The sequence below is a fragment of the Paenibacillus sp. genome (assembly GCF_048976745.1).
In the GTDB taxonomy this organism is placed as follows: Bacteria; Bacillota; Bacilli; order Paenibacillales; family Paenibacillaceae; genus Paenibacillus.
In genome coordinates this window covers 336,925-352,697 of the sequence record NZ_JBHGUU010000024.1, presented here as the reverse complement: position 1 = coordinate 352,697, position 15,773 = coordinate 336,925, and the positions used below count along the sequence as shown (strand labels likewise).

The 15,773-nt window shown below is 47.8% G+C and carries 12 protein-coding genes; 10 read left to right on the top strand and 2 right to left on the bottom strand.

Features of this window, described 5'->3' with window-relative positions; genetic code table 11:
* The first annotated feature begins 50 nt into the window (after positions 1-50).
* Positions 51-2,525 carry an EAL domain-containing protein gene (locus ACE3K2_RS27470; RefSeq protein WP_421897606.1) on the top strand — a complete coding sequence of 825 codons (2,475 nt, stop codon included), beginning with the start codon at positions 51-53 and terminating at the stop codon, positions 2,523-2,525.
* A gap of 297 nt (positions 2,526-2,822) precedes the next feature.
* Here ACE3K2_RS27470 and ACE3K2_RS27465 read toward each other — a convergent pair whose 3' ends face one another.
* Positions 2,823-4,259 (bottom strand): SpoVR family protein, encoded by a 1,437-nt coding sequence (locus ACE3K2_RS27465; RefSeq protein WP_421897603.1) that lies wholly within the window; start codon positions 4,257-4,259, stop codon positions 2,823-2,825.
* Positions 4,256-5,425, bottom strand: a complete 1,170-nt coding sequence (gene yhbH / locus ACE3K2_RS27460; RefSeq protein ID WP_074094335.1) for a sporulation protein YhbH — start codon at positions 5,423-5,425, stop codon at positions 4,256-4,258. Before yhbH ends, ACE3K2_RS27465 begins: the two co-directional genes overlap by 4 nt.
* A 308-nt stretch (positions 5,426-5,733) precedes the next feature.
* Here yhbH and ACE3K2_RS27455 point away from each other — a divergent pair, with 308 nt between their 5' ends.
* From ACE3K2_RS27455 to ACE3K2_RS27415, 9 genes are all read left to right on the top strand, one after another.
* Positions 5,734-7,053, top strand: coding sequence for an MFS transporter (locus ACE3K2_RS27455; protein ID WP_421897599.1), 1,320 nt, complete (start codon positions 5,734-5,736; stop codon positions 7,051-7,053).
* Between the two features lie 405 nt (positions 7,054-7,458).
* On the top strand, positions 7,459-8,727 hold the full coding sequence (locus ACE3K2_RS27450) for a sulfotransferase family protein (protein ID WP_421897596.1): 1,269 nt from the start codon (positions 7,459-7,461) through the stop codon (positions 8,725-8,727).
* Entirely contained in the window at positions 8,724-10,655 is a 1,932-nt protein-coding gene (locus ACE3K2_RS27445; protein ID WP_421897593.1) for an asparagine synthase-related protein, read from the top strand. The genes ACE3K2_RS27450 and ACE3K2_RS27445 overlap by 4 nt, the downstream gene beginning before the upstream one ends.
* 29 nt (positions 10,656-10,684) lie before the next feature.
* Positions 10,685-10,822 (top strand): paeninodin family lasso peptide, encoded by a 138-nt coding sequence (locus ACE3K2_RS27440; protein WP_017689562.1) that lies wholly within the window; start codon positions 10,685-10,687, stop codon positions 10,820-10,822.
* 139 nt (positions 10,823-10,961) lie between these two features.
* Complete coding sequence (locus ACE3K2_RS27435) at positions 10,962-11,909, top strand: aldolase (protein ID WP_421897591.1); 948 nt, start codon at positions 10,962-10,964, stop codon at positions 11,907-11,909.
* A complete protein-coding gene (locus tag ACE3K2_RS27430; protein WP_017689560.1) occupies positions 11,906-12,205 on the top strand; it encodes a lasso peptide biosynthesis PqqD family chaperone in 300 nt (99 codons plus the stop codon). Before ACE3K2_RS27435 ends, ACE3K2_RS27430 begins: the two co-directional genes overlap by 4 nt.
* 4 nt (positions 12,206-12,209) lie before the next feature.
* Complete coding sequence (locus ACE3K2_RS27425) at positions 12,210-12,692, top strand: lasso peptide biosynthesis B2 protein (RefSeq protein WP_421898500.1); 483 nt, start codon at positions 12,210-12,212, stop codon at positions 12,690-12,692.
* A gap of 52 nt (positions 12,693-12,744) precedes the next feature.
* Positions 12,745-13,878, top strand: coding sequence for a nucleotidyltransferase domain-containing protein (locus ACE3K2_RS27420; protein ID WP_421898497.1), 1,134 nt, complete (start codon positions 12,745-12,747; stop codon positions 13,876-13,878).
* A complete protein-coding gene (locus tag ACE3K2_RS27415; RefSeq protein ID WP_421897587.1) occupies positions 13,875-15,695 on the top strand; it encodes an ABC transporter ATP-binding protein in 1,821 nt (606 codons plus the stop codon). Before ACE3K2_RS27420 ends, ACE3K2_RS27415 begins: the two co-directional genes overlap by 4 nt.
* Positions 15,696-15,773 lie beyond the last annotated feature (78 nt).

Genomic DNA, 15,773 nt, shown 5'->3' with positions numbered 1-15,773 from the left:
TACATTTTTGCATACATATGAGGCATTTCCCGGTTGAAAGGACAGAGTCAGTGGAGCACCTACATGGTACGTACAACTTAGAACTTGTTATTTTATCCTATATTATTGCATCGTTAGCTTCATACGCAGCCCTTGACCTTGCAGGCCGTGTAAGTCAGGCTAGCGGGGTGGCGCGGAATATATGGCTTACCTGCGGCGCAGTCTCGATGGGGCTGGGAATCTGGTCCATGCATTTCGTAGGTATGCTGGCTTTTGTTCTGCCTACGCAAGTCTCCTATTCCACCGGTAAGGTTATTTTATCTGTTCTACTGGCTATTGTCGCATCTGGGGTGGCCTTGAACATCGCGGGTAGACAATCGGGCAGGATAAGCAAGCTCATGATTGCTGGAGTACTGATGACAGCAGGGATCAGCTCGATGCATTACGTGGGAATGGCAGCAATGTCGACTCCGGTTACGTATGAACCGGGCAGAGTGGTATTATCCATTCTGATTGCAGCACTTGCTTCATTTGTGGCATTGTGGCTCATGTTTTTCTTCCGTTATCATCGATCAAGACATACTTGGGTTTACAAGATGGGCAGCGGTCTGATTATGGGTGTTGGAATCTCTGGCATGCATTATACCGGGATGTCAGCTGCACAGTTCCATCATTCACATGGCGCGATGGCAAGTTCAGGGATGCAGATTGCGCCAGGCATTCTCGCCTATTTGATTGCATCGGGCACATGTATTGCCTTGGGGTTGACGTTATTCGGGATATTTATCAATCAGCGAATGTCTCAGAAGGATCAACGGATTCATGAGAATGAGCAATGGTATCAGGCCTTGTATCATAATCATTCGGATGCGATCATTTCAGTAGACAAGGAAGGCATTGTCAAAGGTATTAATGCCGCTGTAACAACAATCACCGGTTATTCTGAAAAAGGGGTCATGGATCGTTCCATTGATGAAATCGCTCAGCGAATCGATATAGAATGGATCAGTGAATTTGATTCCATCGATTGGGATGATCATAAGCTGGAGCAGGCGCATTATATGGCCAAGATGAGGGATGTACAGGGTGAACTTCTGGACCTTAGTATTGTTGTGGTTCCTGTTGTCATTGATGGTAAACATGTGGGAAGCCACATTCTGATCAAGGACATCACGGAGGAGAAGCAGGCTCAGGAGAGTATTCGTCACCAGGCTCTGCATGATCCGCTGACGGGGCTGCCCAATCGGCGCAAGCTGGATGAAGTGCTGGCTTCTACAATTCAAGATTCAGAAGAAAAGGGGAACTCTTTTGCCGTTATGGTGATGGATATTGACCGGTTCAAGATGATTAATGACTCGCTGGGACATTCCATTGGAGATGTATTTCTAAGGGAAGTCAGTAACCGGATCATGAAAGCTATAGAAGAATCTGATCCCTTGGCTATGGAGAATGTCATGTTGGCCCGGATGGGCGGTGATGAGTTTACATTAGTTGTGACCCAGGATCAAGCGACAGAAGTACGAGTGGCAGAACTTGCAAAACAGATTGTTGAAGCCATTAAGGTGCCGTATCGACTGAAGGAGAATGACTTTTACGTGACCGCAAGCATCGGAATTGCAATGTATCCCGATCATGGGGCGGGCGTGGATGCTTTGCTGAAACATGCGGATTCCGCCATGTATGAAGTTAAGAAAAACGGCAAGAATGGTTTCCAATTCTACACGGCCCAACTGGATTCGGAACTTTATGAACGCATTGAGCTGGAAGGTTACTTGCGTAAAGCGTTGGAGCGAGATGAGATGGTTCTGTACTATCAACCACAGATTCGTACCGAGGATAGCCGCATGATTGGTGTGGAGGCGCTTATTCGTTGGAATCATCCACTCAAAGGTCTGCTCGCTCCCAATGTGTTTATCCCGCTTGCAGAAGAGACAGGCATGATCTATGAGATTGGCAACTGGACGCTACGGGAAGCATGCAGGCAGATGAAGCTCTGGCACGCCAGTGGCGGACCGCTCATTCCGGTCTCTGTTAACTTGTCCAGCCAGCAGTTCCACCAACCCAACTTGGTAGAACAGGTCAAGAATGCACTCCATGAGACAGGGCTGGATGCTCGATATCTGGAGCTGGAGATTACAGAGAGCATGATGATGGATGCAACGGTATCCACGGCGATTCTGAATGAACTGACAGCACTGGGTGTCAAGATCAGCCTGGATGATTTCGGTACGGGATACAGTTCACTGAGTTATCTGAAGCATTTCCCGATTCATAAGCTCAAGATTGATCGTTCATTCGTGACGGATATTACAGAGAGTCACAGCGATCAGGCGATTGTGGCGACAATTATATCGATGGCTCAGAATCTCCAGATGGAAGTCATTGCCGAAGGCATTGAGACAAAAGGTCAGCTGGATATTCTGATGCAAAATGATTGCCGCGAGATTCAGGGATATTATTTCAGTCGTCCGCTACCTGCGAGTGAAGTGGAGCATGATTTTTTTGTTCCTCTGCGATTGCAGGGGAATGGTGCACCAGCGGTATAATCAGAGTGAACATTTCAATTTGCCGGTCTGGAATATGAAATCCATAACCCGGTGGATGAGCTAGACTCCGATCCGGAGATACGGCAAATGATTGAAGCTTCCGAGAAAGACATTAAACAAGGCAAGCTGTATTCAACAGATGACTTGATTGAACTGGTGTGATCACTTCATTCAAGCATGGTGCAATGAAACGCAATTTTAAATATTAATTATGAAATACCAAGCGGCAAGTTCCTGTGTATGTTGGGAACTTGCCGCTTTTTTGTGTCTTATCTTACGATAATTTTATTCAAAACCTTACATAAACTTGCGGTGGTGTTTCTTGCCATCATACGTAAACCAAATCGGTTTATCTTCGACCCGTGTCTCCACATGCACCGTGCGTCCCCAGAGGCGATATAGATAAGGCAGTGTGCGTTCCATATATTTCAGATCCAGTTCAATACCCTCATATTGATGTTTGAGCACGAGTTCCCCGGTCCGCAGATAATCGGCATCCTGCACAACCAGATAAGGGGAGCCCCCGTTGACACGTGAGAATACAAGCTGATCCCGTATGTTCTCCCAGGACTTGTCGGTGATTTTCCAATCCGGCCCTTTTTTCTCAAATACGTAGAGGTCGAGATCCTCGGTTAATTGCTTGGTCATGTAATTGCGGATAAAAGAGGTATCAGAATCGAATTCACGCACCTCGAACATTTTGGCACGACCTTGCCCTGGTTTGCGGCCCCAACGTTCCTGTTCTTCACGGGTCGGGTTATCCCAGCGCCGTTCAATATCCTCGAAAATCTTCAGTCCCAGATAATACGGATTCAGGCTTTGTTTGGATGGCTGCACCACGGAGGAGTTGAGCTTCGCAAATTCGATCGTATCCTCACTGTTCAGATCGAGTTCGCGGATAATGCGCTGATGCCAGTAGGAGGCCCAGCCTTCATTCATGATTTTGGTTTCCATCTGTGGCCAGAAATATAACATTTCCTCACGCATCATACTCATGATATCCCGCTGCCAGTCGGTCAATACTTCCGAGAATTCCTGAATAAACCACATGATATCCTTCTCCGGTTCAGGTGGAAAGTGATGGACCTGAATACCTTCGGAGGGGGCTTCTTCGGTCTGCACGTCATCAAGTGACCATAGATCATCATAGCGACCTTCCGGCCGTGGGGCTTTCTCACCGCGCTGCTCCCGCATTTTCAACTCCATGTAGCGTTGTTTGTCCAAATGGCGGGGTTTAATCAGCTGTGGGTCTACATGTTCCTGAATTGCGATCACGGCATCGATAAATGCTTCAACGGCTTCCGTGCCATACTCCATCTCATAATTGCTGATCCGATCCGCCGTAGCAGCCATGCTTTCGACCATATTCCGGTTGGATTTGGAGAAGCGGGCATTGTTTTTGAAAAAATCGCAGTGGGCCAGGACGTGGGCTACGATCAATTTGTTCTGGATCAGGGAATTGCCGTCCAACAAGAAGGCATAACAAGGGTTGGAGTTGATGACAAGCTCATAAATTTTGCTGAGTCCAAAATCATATTGCATTTTCATCTTATGAAATGTTTTGCCAAAGCTCCAGTGACTGAATCGGGTCGGCATGCCGTAGGCTCCAAAGGTATAAATGATATCCGACGGGCAGATTTCGTACCGCATGGGGTAATAATCCAAGCCGAATCCATTGGCAATCTCCATAATTTCGGCAATAGCGTATTCGAGGTCGCGGATCTCATCTGTCATCTAACGCTGCCTCCTTCCCTTTTCTGGAAAAAGCTGCGCAAAGCTTTGTACACTTCGCCTTTTTCTTTGATCACATAATACATGAACTGATCCATCTTGATATGACGGTAAGCCGACATCAGTGTGCTGCTGCGGTTGTACTGATTCACCTCGCCGTACCCAAACATGTTGCTACGCTTCATTAACTCGCCGATCAGCTTCACACAGCGTTCGTTATCCGAGGTTAGATTATCCCCGTCAGAGAAGTGGAAAGGGTAGATGTTGTAACTTGAAGGTGGATAACGGCTGTCAATAATATCCAGTGCCTTCATATATACAGAGGAGCAGATGGTGCCTCCACTCTCTCCACGGGTAAAGAACTCTTCTTCAGTTACTTCCTTGGCTTCCGTATGATGGGCGAGGAAAACAATCTCCACTTTCTCATACTGACGGCGCAGAAAACGGGTCATCCAGAAGAAAAAGCTGCGCGCGCAGTATTTCTCAAACGAACCCATGGACCCGGATGTATCCATCATGGCAATGATAACGGCATTGGATTGTGGAATGATTTTGTCTTCCCACGTCTTGTATCGCAGGTCATCCGGACTGATGTGATGGATGCCAGGGGTACCAGTCGTTGCATTGCGACGCAGATTCTCCAGAATGGTACGTTTCTTGTCAATATTGGACTGCATGCCTTTTTTGCGAATATCGTTGAATACCACCGTATGTGTCTCAATCAGGTCTTTGTCTTTCTGCTTCAGATCGGGTAACTCCAGCTCAGCGAATAACATATCTTCCAATTCCTCAATACTAACTTCGGCCTCCACAATATCATGACCAGGCTGATCGCCGGCTTTTTCGCCTTTGCCGGGTTTCTGCGAAGCAGCGGGATCACGACCGATGACGTCTCCGACCTGACTGTCACCGTCTCCTTGACCAACATGTTTTTGCTTCTGGTAGTTATACACAAAACGGTACTCATCCAGACTGCGGATTGGTACCTTGATGATTTGTTTTCCATCAGACATGATGATGTTTTCTTCTGTAATCAGATCAGGCAGATTCTGCTTGATGACATCTTTCACCTTTTGCTGATGGCGCTGTTGGTCCTGGTACCCTTTGCGGTGAAGCGACCAATCTTCCTTCGACACGACGAACGAGTAAGGCTGGTGTGAATTTGACATGTAGGCACCCCCCATTGATTACGCGGCACAGTTTGGCCTGTCGGTAATTAAGTATATTCACGGGCGAGGACGATATGTGATGAGAGTGGATATAAAATGAACCAATTACGCAAGTTTACCTCGGAGGAAAGGTGTCTCGTAGGAACAGAACTGCTCCCCATTTTTTACAGAAACAGTGAACAAGTATGATATCCTTCCTTTACAATAGGAGAAAGACATCGATCTGGCATCTAATAGAGGTCGTTTAAAAAGGCCAGTTACACGTTCTGAACACAGACTATAGAGATGCATGAAAAGGAAGGATTTATGTGAATAAAAAGGCGATCAAGGCTTGGATTATGTATGATTGGGCCAACTCGGCTTATGCAACAACCGTACTGGCGGCAGTACTGCCTGTGTTCTATGCTTCGGTGGCTGCGGCAACACTGGATAAGGATACCGCCGCCTCCTATCTGGCCTATACCCATTCCATTGGCATGTTGTGCGTAGCGCTGCTGACACCGCTGCTTGGCACGCTGGCTGATTTGTCAGGACGGAAGGGTGACTTCCTGCGTGGTTTTGCAATCATCGGTGTCCTTGCCACATTGGGATTCAGCGCAATCGGAGAAGGGGACTGGTTACTTGCTTCTGCCTTACTGGTCATATCCACGATTGGTTTTGCAGGTGGAAATACCTTTTACGATGCAATGCTGCCGGATCTGGTACCTGTGGAACGAAGAGACATGATATCTTCCAAAGGTTATGCCTATGGTTATATTGGAGGAGGTTTACTGCTTGCGGTGAACCTGCTGATGATTCAGCAACCGGGCTGGTTTGGGATGGGAAGTACACTGGCAGGCACAAGACTTGCTTTTATCTCCGTATCGTTGTGGTGGTTACTGTTCTCGATACCGATCTTTCGGCATGCTCCGAGACGGCCTGCATCACCGGAGCTGCCCGGCACGTGGAAAGGGTATGCTACGGTGGGCGTGCGCAGGTTGAAACAAACTTTTCGTCAGATGCGGCGTTTTCCCCACTTAATCCGGATGTTGGTGGCTTTCTGGTTTTTTAATGACGGCATTAATACCATCATTCTGATGGCTACGATCTATGGGACAAGTATAGGCATAGGTACAGCCGACCTGATGCTCGCGCTACTGTTAACCCAGTTTATCGGTTTCCCATGCACCTTGTTACTGGGAGCCTGGGCACAGCGCTGGGGAGCGAAGAGGGTATTAATCTTTAGTTTATCTGTATACATATGTATCGTAATTCTCGGTTATTTCATGACGCAAGCGATTCACTTCTATCTGCTCGCCGGGTTGGTTGGTGTTGTGCAGGGTGTGAGTCAATCCACAGCTCGTTCCCTGTTTAGCAATCTGATGCCAGCTGGCAGAACAGGAGAGTACTTTGGGTTTGTGAATATTACAGGCAAATTCTCTTCGATCTTTGGTCCATTTGTGTTTGGTTATGTTGGGCAAATCACAGGTTCCACCCGTTGGGGAATTCTGTCCCTCATTTTCTTTTTCGTAGCGGGAATTGCTGTATTGTTAACCGTGAACGCACAAAAGGGGATGCAGGATGCTACACAGGCAGATCAGGAAGAAGAACAAAATGGGAGCATCGAAGCTCTGCTGGGAAAAGTTTAAATGTAAAAGGCTTCTCCATAAATTAGTTATGGCTTCTGGCGTTGTCCTCATAGGACATGTCTGAAGCTTATTCGCATTTGTGCAACTTGATCAAGATTGATCAGGATGAAGTGATGAAACAACAGACAGCAGAATACAGTGAAAGAGTAACAATTTATGAAAAGGTGAAAATAAAAGATTGACATGATACATTTTGTATCATAGAGTAAAACTATGAATACATACTGTATCTGAGAGTTGTCGAATGTAACCATGTGTTTTGCTTCATTCCCGGCAAGTTTCCGAACCGAATATTGCAAAATGCTGACCTATAGCGTGCGTATTACTCGTTTTGCCAAACACAAAGGTAGAGTCTGGTCTATCCCGGCTACATATCTATACTAATGAACAGAGGAGAGGCTGCCATTGATCGATGCTCAAGGTAAAGGACTTGTTTTCTTACTATGTGTTCCCCGCAGTGGTAGTTCCTTATCCACCGTCATGCTGCAAAATCATAGTCGTATATTTGCCACCCAGGAAATGTGGTTTCTGATGAATCTTGTCGATCTGCCCAAGGCTGATTCACGCGCTTATGGTGGTAGCTCCATTATTCGTCAGTTCTACAATGCCATGGTATCCGAGGATGTCTTCGAGAAGGCGTGCAGAAGTTTTGCTCTTGAAATCTACAATGGTTTCCTTGAAGGGAGCGGAGCAGACTTCATCGTTGATAAATCTCCACGGTACTATTACATGCTTGAATGGCTGGATCGTCTGTTCCCTCAGTCCAAGCGCATTCACCTTCAGCGTAATCCTCTGTCCATAGCTGCATCATTCAAAAAGGTAAATCGCCACACAGGAGAAGGATTCGACCTGATTCATAGTCTGCAGAGCCCCAAATTAAATATGAAAGCCGTTGATCTCACACTTGGGATGCTCCGCTTAAATGATTATTTTGCCAAACCTCATTCCAATGCGTACGAATTGCAATATGAGCGATTGGTTTCCAGTCCTCAGGAAGAACTTGAGAAACTATGCGCGTTTCTTGGGATTCCATATGAACAGGGAATGGAGCAGTATGGACAGTTTCTGGACAGTGCCAAGTCTGACATGTTCTACAGTATGGGCGTGGGAGATCCATTCCTCTCTTCACATCAAGAGGCACATCAGGGTTCTGTTAACAACTGGAAAAGTATATTAGAACCCCGTGAAGTTGAACTGTATTGCCGTGTGATGGGGGCAGATCTGTTCCACCGGATGGGATACAGTGAACAGCTCGCAGAAGCCGAACAATGGACGGGTGTACATTATGATGCAAGTCCTGATCAAGAGGTCATCGACCGAATCACGCATCAGTTGACAGCAGCGACCGGTTGCCAGTGGCAACCGCAATACCAGATTCTGCCGGCAGATTCTGCCGTTCGTGATCCGCTTGGGAATCTCAATGACCCAGTTGTTGAAGAACCGGAAAAGACAGACCCGACGCTGGCTGCACTGGTAACGATCAGACAGTTGCAAGCCGCATTACGGGCGGCAGATCATCGTCTGGAGCGGGGATACAGTGAGCGAGAACGCTTGAAAGTACAGCTGGCTTCTGCACAAAGCAAAATACAACGTATCAAATCATGGGTACCATTTGGTCATCAGATCAGCGCCTGGGCTTCACAGCGCAAGATTCTACGGGGAGGCAAGTCATGAGCGCCATAGCAGGAATTGTTCACAACGATGGTCAGCAGGCGCTATGGGAAGACAGCTGGCGCTTGTATGCAAGCCTGGGGCATGTCCCTGCGGATACAACAGGGGTCTGGAAAGGCAATGAGGCGTTCCTCAGCTGTCATGCCCAATGGATTACACCAGAATCGGTTAGCGAGAAATTGCCTTTATATGATGAGGAAAGTGGTCTGACGATCACGGCAGATGCCATTCTGGATAATCGGGAACAACTGGCTGATCAATTACAGATATCCAGAGCTGAACTGGCTATGTTGGCGGATAGTGAATTGATCTTGCGTGCCTATCAGCGCTGGGGAGACGATGTGGCTGTCCGATTGCTGGGGGATTTTGTATTCGCCATATGGGATGAGCGGAAGCGCAAACTGTATGCAGCGAGAGACATTACAGGCATGAGAGCTTTTTATTACCGACATGATGGTTCACGATTTGCGTTCTGCACACTCATGAATCCGTTGCTCGGGCTTGAAGGGGTACATAAAGAACTGGATGAGACCTGGTTGTCCGAATTCCTTGCCATTCCTGACATGCATGATTCAGCAGATATCAATTCGACCGTATATCGGGGAATAAGCCAGCTGCCTTCTGCACATACACTTGTCTTCCGGGATGGGAGACTGGAGCTGAAGCAATATCATCGCTGGAATGAAGTGGAACCTTTAAGGCTTAAATCGGATGGTGAGTATGTAGAAGCGTTTCGGGAGGTCTTTGGGCAGGCGGTTGGATCACGATTACGAACGCATAGGCAGGTAGCTGCTGCATTAAGTGGAGGACTGGACTCGGGAGCCGTGGTTGGTTTTGCTTCCGGAACACTGAGAAGTCAGGGCAAACGCCTGCAGGCCTACAGTTATGTTCCCGTGCCGGATTTCACAGATTATACGTCGAAAACGTTGCTCGCAGACGAACGGCCTTTCATACGTTCAACCATTAATCATGTCGGCAATATCACAGAGAACTACCTTGATTTTGAAGGCAGAAGTCCACTTAGTGAAGTAGATACCTGGCTCGACATTATGGAGATGCCCTATAAATATTTTGAAAATTCATTCTGGATTCGCGGATTCTATGAAAAAGCGAGCCAGCAAGATGCAGGCATCCTGCTCACAGGTGCACGTGGTAATTTCACCATCTCCTGGGGGCCGGCTCTGGATTATTACGCCAGTCTACTGAAAAGTGGCCGCTGGTACCGCTGGTTCCGTGAGATGCAGCAATATAGTGAACGGACCGGCATGCCCTTCTCCCGTATAGCCAAGATTACTGGGCGAAAGGCATATCCGGAATGGTTCAAGGCTCAGTCCAAAGCAGCAAGCCAGGCGGCATCTGTGCAGTTGATCCATCCTGATTTTGCACAAAGAACGGGTGTACTGGAACGACTCAAATCCATTATTGTTCTGCAAGGCGGTGCCCAAGCGGATGCACTCAAGGTCCGTGCCGAGAAATTTAATAACCTGGCCATCGCGAACAAAAATGGTGCTGTAGCCACAAAATGTTCTCTCCGTTATCGGGCTTGGGAACGTGACCCGACCAGTGACGTCAGAGTCATTCAATTCTGCCTGTCTGTACCGATTGAACAATATGTGAAACACGGGACGGATCGTTCATTGATTCGTCGGGCTACTTCACCGGAGTTGCCTGACAAGGTCAGACTGAATCAGCGGGTACGGGGTGTGCAGCCGGCAGATTGGTTACATCGCATCATTCCGAATTGGGAGGCCTTTACGGCCGAGTTGCGTGCTTTGTGTTCTGACAGCAAGGTCGCTGGCATATTAAACACGGAGCGTATCAAATCTGCCCTGGCCAACTTTCCCAGTCCCAGACCGGACCTTGCTTCACATCCAGATCTGCGATTGATGATGCACAGTCTGATTGTCTATCGGTTCATTCGGAAATTCTGAATGAGCGCACATGAAAGGAGGTGAATACGATGCAAATGGAAAAAAAGGAATGGCAAGCACCAGCTCTTGAAGTGTTGGAAGTCAATCAAACGATGGCCGGTACTGGCTACAGACAAATTGACTGGGTAACGGTACATGATGCGGATCTGTACGATCCAACTTCCTAAGTTATTAAGTTTTAATAAGTGTCATCATACTTAAAGGGCGGAAATGCAACAAATCCAGCTTTTCGCCTCCGCCCTTATATTGAGCAACATGAATATAAGGGCTTTTTTTCCATTTTAATTACGAAGGAGGCGTCGTTCATTGTTGCCTGTGCATTATGTAGCGTATGGTCTGCGCTGGTCGAGCCAAATTCGAATGCCTGAACTTCAGATCGCACCCATAAATGCGGAGACTGATTCTGATGAAGCGGATGTACACATCGAGTCTTCAGATCTGACCCTATTGTGGGAGGACTGGGATGTAGGCAGCGACAACTTTGTGGCACGAGAGGGCAGCCTTTTTTTCAAGATCGAAGATACAGGGCTGTTTCTAATGGAGCAAGGAAAACGCATTGTCGTATGCCCTATACCAGGTGCAGATGAGAAAAAGGTCAGATTATTTATCCTGGGCACATGTATGGCAGTCATTATGATGCAGCGTGGCATTCTTCCACTGCATGGGAGTGCAGTTGTCATTGATGGCTGGGCTTACGCATTTGTCGGACATTCGGGAGCAGGCAAATCGACACTTTCGGCCGCACTGGCATCACGCGGATATCCGCTTCTCACCGATGATGTTGTTGCACTGACCTGGGATGCCGGGGGAAGAGCCATCGTATCGCCTGGTTATCCACAACAGAAATTGTGGCAGCCCAGTCTGGATGGTTTCGGCATGAAGGAACAGGATTATGCAACGGTTCACGCGGAGATTACGAAGTATGCGATACCTGTTCAGCACTATTTTCATGAGATGGCTGTACCCCTAGGTGGAATATTCGAACTTGCTCCGCAACCGGAGGAAAACCTTACGTCTGTTCAACTGGTTGATGTGGCAGGGTTGGAACGATTGCATCTGTTATGCTCGCATACGTTCCGTGGTGGACTCGTTGCAAGACAGGGATTGGCACAGTGGCTGTTCGAGACGGTTTCAAGACTTTCGGCAAGTGTGGAGATTGGCAGATTGGTCAGAACGGGTGCTGAGTTTACAGCATTTGAGATGGTGGAGCGGATCACAGATCATATACGTAAAGGAGTGCATACAGGACAATGACAGCAACTACGCCGATGAATGTGGAAGACCGGGTAACCCGGAAGGAGGGCAATCTGGTCAGTGATATGGGCAGTGAGAAAGTGATGATGAGCATTAGCTCTGGAAAATACTATAATCTCGGGAGTACCGGCGGACGAATCTGGGATCTGATCGCAGAAGAACGCACGCTCGGTGAAGTGGTTGAGGTACTGGCTGCGGAATATGAGATTGAGCCGGATGTATGTCGGGAGCAGGTGGTACAGTTTCTGGAACATCTGTCCCGCGAAGGATTAATCGACGTTACTCGCGGAGTATAGAATGATGTTGCGAAAAATAAAGACTTATCTCTCGCTCCCGCGGTCGATGCGTCGACTGGTATGGGAGGCTTACATCCTCCTTGGCTGGGCACGCATACAGAAGGCTATGCCTTTTGCCAAAATCGCACCAGGGCTGGGGACGCCCATGGTTGAAACACCGATGACTGGACTTGATCGCAGCGAAGTGATCGCAATACGGAATATTTCCAAAGCGATATCGCTCGCCAGCAAATATACGTTATGGGAAAGCCGCTGCCTGGTAATGGCGATTGCCGGGATGAAGATGCTTGAGCGACGCAAGATAGAGAGTACGTTATATATGGGGACTGCGCGGAATAAGCAAGGACATATGATGGCTCATGCCTGGCTGCGAAGTGGTAAATTGATCGTGACCGGAGCTGATACTATGGACCAATATACGGTTGTCGGCGTGTTTGGCAAACGCTGTCCGGAGAAGGGATCTGGGGAGATTGTCTATGATACATGAAAGTGAACTCTATTCGTCAGGATTTCCAAAGGAGCTTAAGCTGATTTTGAGCATGATTAGAGGTGATCTGACGGCTCTATCCCCTGAAGAACTCAAGGCGCGTTTGAAGGGAAAAGATTGGCAACTCTTTCTGCGGCTGGTCTATCATCACCGTTTATACGCTGTACTTTACGTGAAAATGAAAGAATGGAACTCTGCGATCATTCCTGCAGATGTTATGGAGAGCCTGCGACAACAATATACGGCCAATACGTTCCGCATGTTACATCTGACAGCTGAGATGGAGCAGGTGTGTGGAGCTTTCCGTGAACGCGGCATCCGCAATATTACGCTGAAGGGTCCGGCGCTGGCCCATGATCTCTATGGAGATGTATCGATGCGAACCTCCAAAGACCTCGATATCCTGATTCCGTTTGATGATGTGGAAGCGGCTGAAGGCATTCTGTCTACCCTCGGTTACGTATCCAAGGAAGGTGAGCGGGCACCTACGGTGCGCAGCTGGAAATGGCGGGAACATCATATCTGTTACATCCATCCGGTCAAAAGGACTCAAGTGGAGATCCATTGGCGGCTGAACCCGGATTCGGGCAAAGAAACCGATTTTGAGTTGCTGTGGAAACGCAGCCGGTTCAGTTCCTACACACAGACACCTGTCCGTATGTTAGAACAAGAAGATCTATGGGCTTATTTGGTAACACACGGGGCACGTCATGGCTGGTTCAGACTGCGCTGGTTGCTGGATATCGATCAGATGATTCGAAGCATGCCACTCGATGTGAAGAAAGTAGAAAGGCGTCTGAAAGCGGAGGGACGTTTATCCATTGGTGCACAGGCTCTTCACTTAGTCTCAGATCTGCTGAACACACCGCTGGATGCCGAGTACAAGTCCTTGATGTTCTTGAGTGATCGTACAGGCAAACGATTAGCGAGTGAAGGCGCAAAGTTCATGAACGATATGTTGGAAAGTCCGGCTGATATGAAGTCTTATCCATCGTATCTGTTTAAACTTCGAAGTACAAAACAGAAATGGTTTTTCTTTATCGAACGTTTATATCCAAGTACATGGGATGTGGATCAACTGCCGCTTCCGCGTTCTTTGTTTTTTCTGTACTTTCCGTTACGTCCGTTTCTCTGGTTCTGGCGGCGAATTAAAAGGTATACGGTGACGGAGAGGGGTAAAGTATGATCTCGGAACTAAAGTATTTTATGCGAAAATTGCATCATGTCACGGGGCCCATTTTATACTGGAATCTGCTAGGGATGATCTCTATCAGTCTCATGGAAGGGATTGGCATCTATATGCTTGTTCCGATGCTGAGTCTGATCGGCATATTTGAGATGGGCTCCACAGGGTTAAACATTCCCTGGATTGGAGAAGTGTTGAATCGTTTTTCTGAGAATAGCCAATTGTTACTCGTATTGTTTACCTTTGTGTTGATAGTCTCCGGACAGGCATGGATGCAGCGTCTTCAGACGATCCGTAATACTCGAATCCAGCAGCAATTTGTACGAACGCTGCGCATGGAAACCTATCGTGCCATTATTATGGCGCAATGGTCATTTTTTCTCCAAAAACGAAAATCCGATTTTAACCATATATTAACGACTGAGCTTGCACGTGTGAGCCAGGGTACGAGCATTGTGCTGCAAATGACAGCCTCCCTGATCTTTACGGGGATACAGATTGGTCTGGCTTTCTGGTTATCCGCCAGATTAACAGCACTTGTGCTGGTCTGTGGATTGTTTTTATTTATTGTCTTGAGAAAATTCGTCAAGCGTGCCAAGCAGATCGGAGACCAGACCTCTGAATTCTCGCAAAGTTATTATAATGGCATTACCGAGCATTTCAACGGCATTAAGGATATCAAGAGCAATATGCTCGAGCGTTCACATATAAACTGGTTTGAGCGCATGTGCAGACAGATTGAACGCAATGTCATCCAGTTTAGCCAATTGAACAGTGGAACACAACTTATTCATCGGATGTCCGCGGCGATCATTATTGCGGCATTCATCTATCTTTCTCTCCGTGTAATGACGGTGCCTCCAACCAGTCTGCTGCTCATCATCCTTATCTTTTCCCGCTTATGGCCAAGGTTTACGGCAATTCAGTCCAATCTGGAGTACATCAGCTCCATGTTGCCTGCGTTTCGTGTGGTAAGAGAACTGCAAGCGCAGACGGCGAAGAGTCGTGAGATTAGTGAAGAGATTGCTTCATCGGATGACTCTGGACTTCATAGGATTGAGCCAACGTTACTGAAGGAAACGATCACGTGTGAGGATGTCTGCTATCGTTATGAGGGAAGTGATACGTATTCATTGAGGAATGTATATGCTTCGATTCCCGCAAGGGGCATGACCGCGATTGTGGGTAAATCCGGAGCAGGCAAGAGCACACTGATCGATCTGATAATGGGCCTTGTAAAGCCGGAGAGCGGTCGTATTCGGATTGACGGTGTGCCTCTGTCAGAGGAACAATTGCTGAGCTGGCGAAGCTCCATCGGATATGTCTCTCAGGACCCCTTCCTGTTCCATACGAGTATCCGTGAGAATCTGCGTCTGGTTGATCCCAATGCAAGTGAAGAACAGATGTGGCAGGCTTTGCAGTTTTCCTCCTCGGCAGCTTTTGTGCGGAAGTTGCCTCAGGGTCTGGATACGATTATCGGTGATCGGGGTATTCGTCTATCCGGGGGCGAACGTCAGCGATTGGTGCTCGCCCGGGCCATGCTGCGGAATCCTTCGGTACTGGTACTGGATGAAGCAACAAGTGCGCTTGACAGTGAGAATGAACGGTACATTCATGAGGCGTTGGAACGGTTAAAAGGACATGTGACCATTATTGTGATTGCACACCGATTGTCCACGATTCGGACAGCAGATCGTGTCATTGTGCTTGATGAAGGCCGGGTGATTCAAGAGGGCGGCTACCAGCAGTTATCTACTGATCCGGTAGGGACGTTCAGCAAACTTCTGAATATGCAAGCGGGTGTTGTGGGGCAGTAAAGTGAGTGGGTGACATAACGTAAAAAGGCGCGCCACTAAGGGCGCGCCTTTCATGTAAGTAGATTAGTATAATGAGCA

Excerpts from the sequence above, each read along its gene's own strand:
- ACE3K2_RS27465 (WP_421897603.1), bottom strand. The coding sequence starts at position 4,259 with ATGACAGATGAGATCCGCGACCTCGAATACGCTATTGCCGAAATTATG.
- yhbH (WP_074094335.1), bottom strand. The coding sequence starts at position 5,425 with ATGTCAAATTCACACCAGCCTTACTCGTTCGTCGTGTCGAAGGAAGAT.
- ACE3K2_RS27445 (WP_421897593.1), top strand. The coding sequence starts at position 8,724 with ATGAGCGCCATAGCAGGAATTGTTCACAACGATGGTCAGCAGGCGCTA.
- ACE3K2_RS27440 (WP_017689562.1), top strand. The coding sequence starts at position 10,685 with ATGCAAATGGAAAAAAAGGAATGGCAAGCACCAGCTCTTGAAGTGTTG.
- ACE3K2_RS27430 (WP_017689560.1), top strand. The coding sequence starts at position 11,906 with ATGACAGCAACTACGCCGATGAATGTGGAAGACCGGGTAACCCGGAAG.
- ACE3K2_RS27425 (WP_421898500.1), top strand. The coding sequence starts at position 12,210 with ATGTTGCGAAAAATAAAGACTTATCTCTCGCTCCCGCGGTCGATGCGT.
- ACE3K2_RS27420 (WP_421898497.1), top strand. The coding sequence starts at position 12,745 with ATGATTAGAGGTGATCTGACGGCTCTATCCCCTGAAGAACTCAAGGCG.
- ACE3K2_RS27415 (WP_421897587.1), top strand. The coding sequence starts at position 13,875 with ATGATCTCGGAACTAAAGTATTTTATGCGAAAATTGCATCATGTCACG.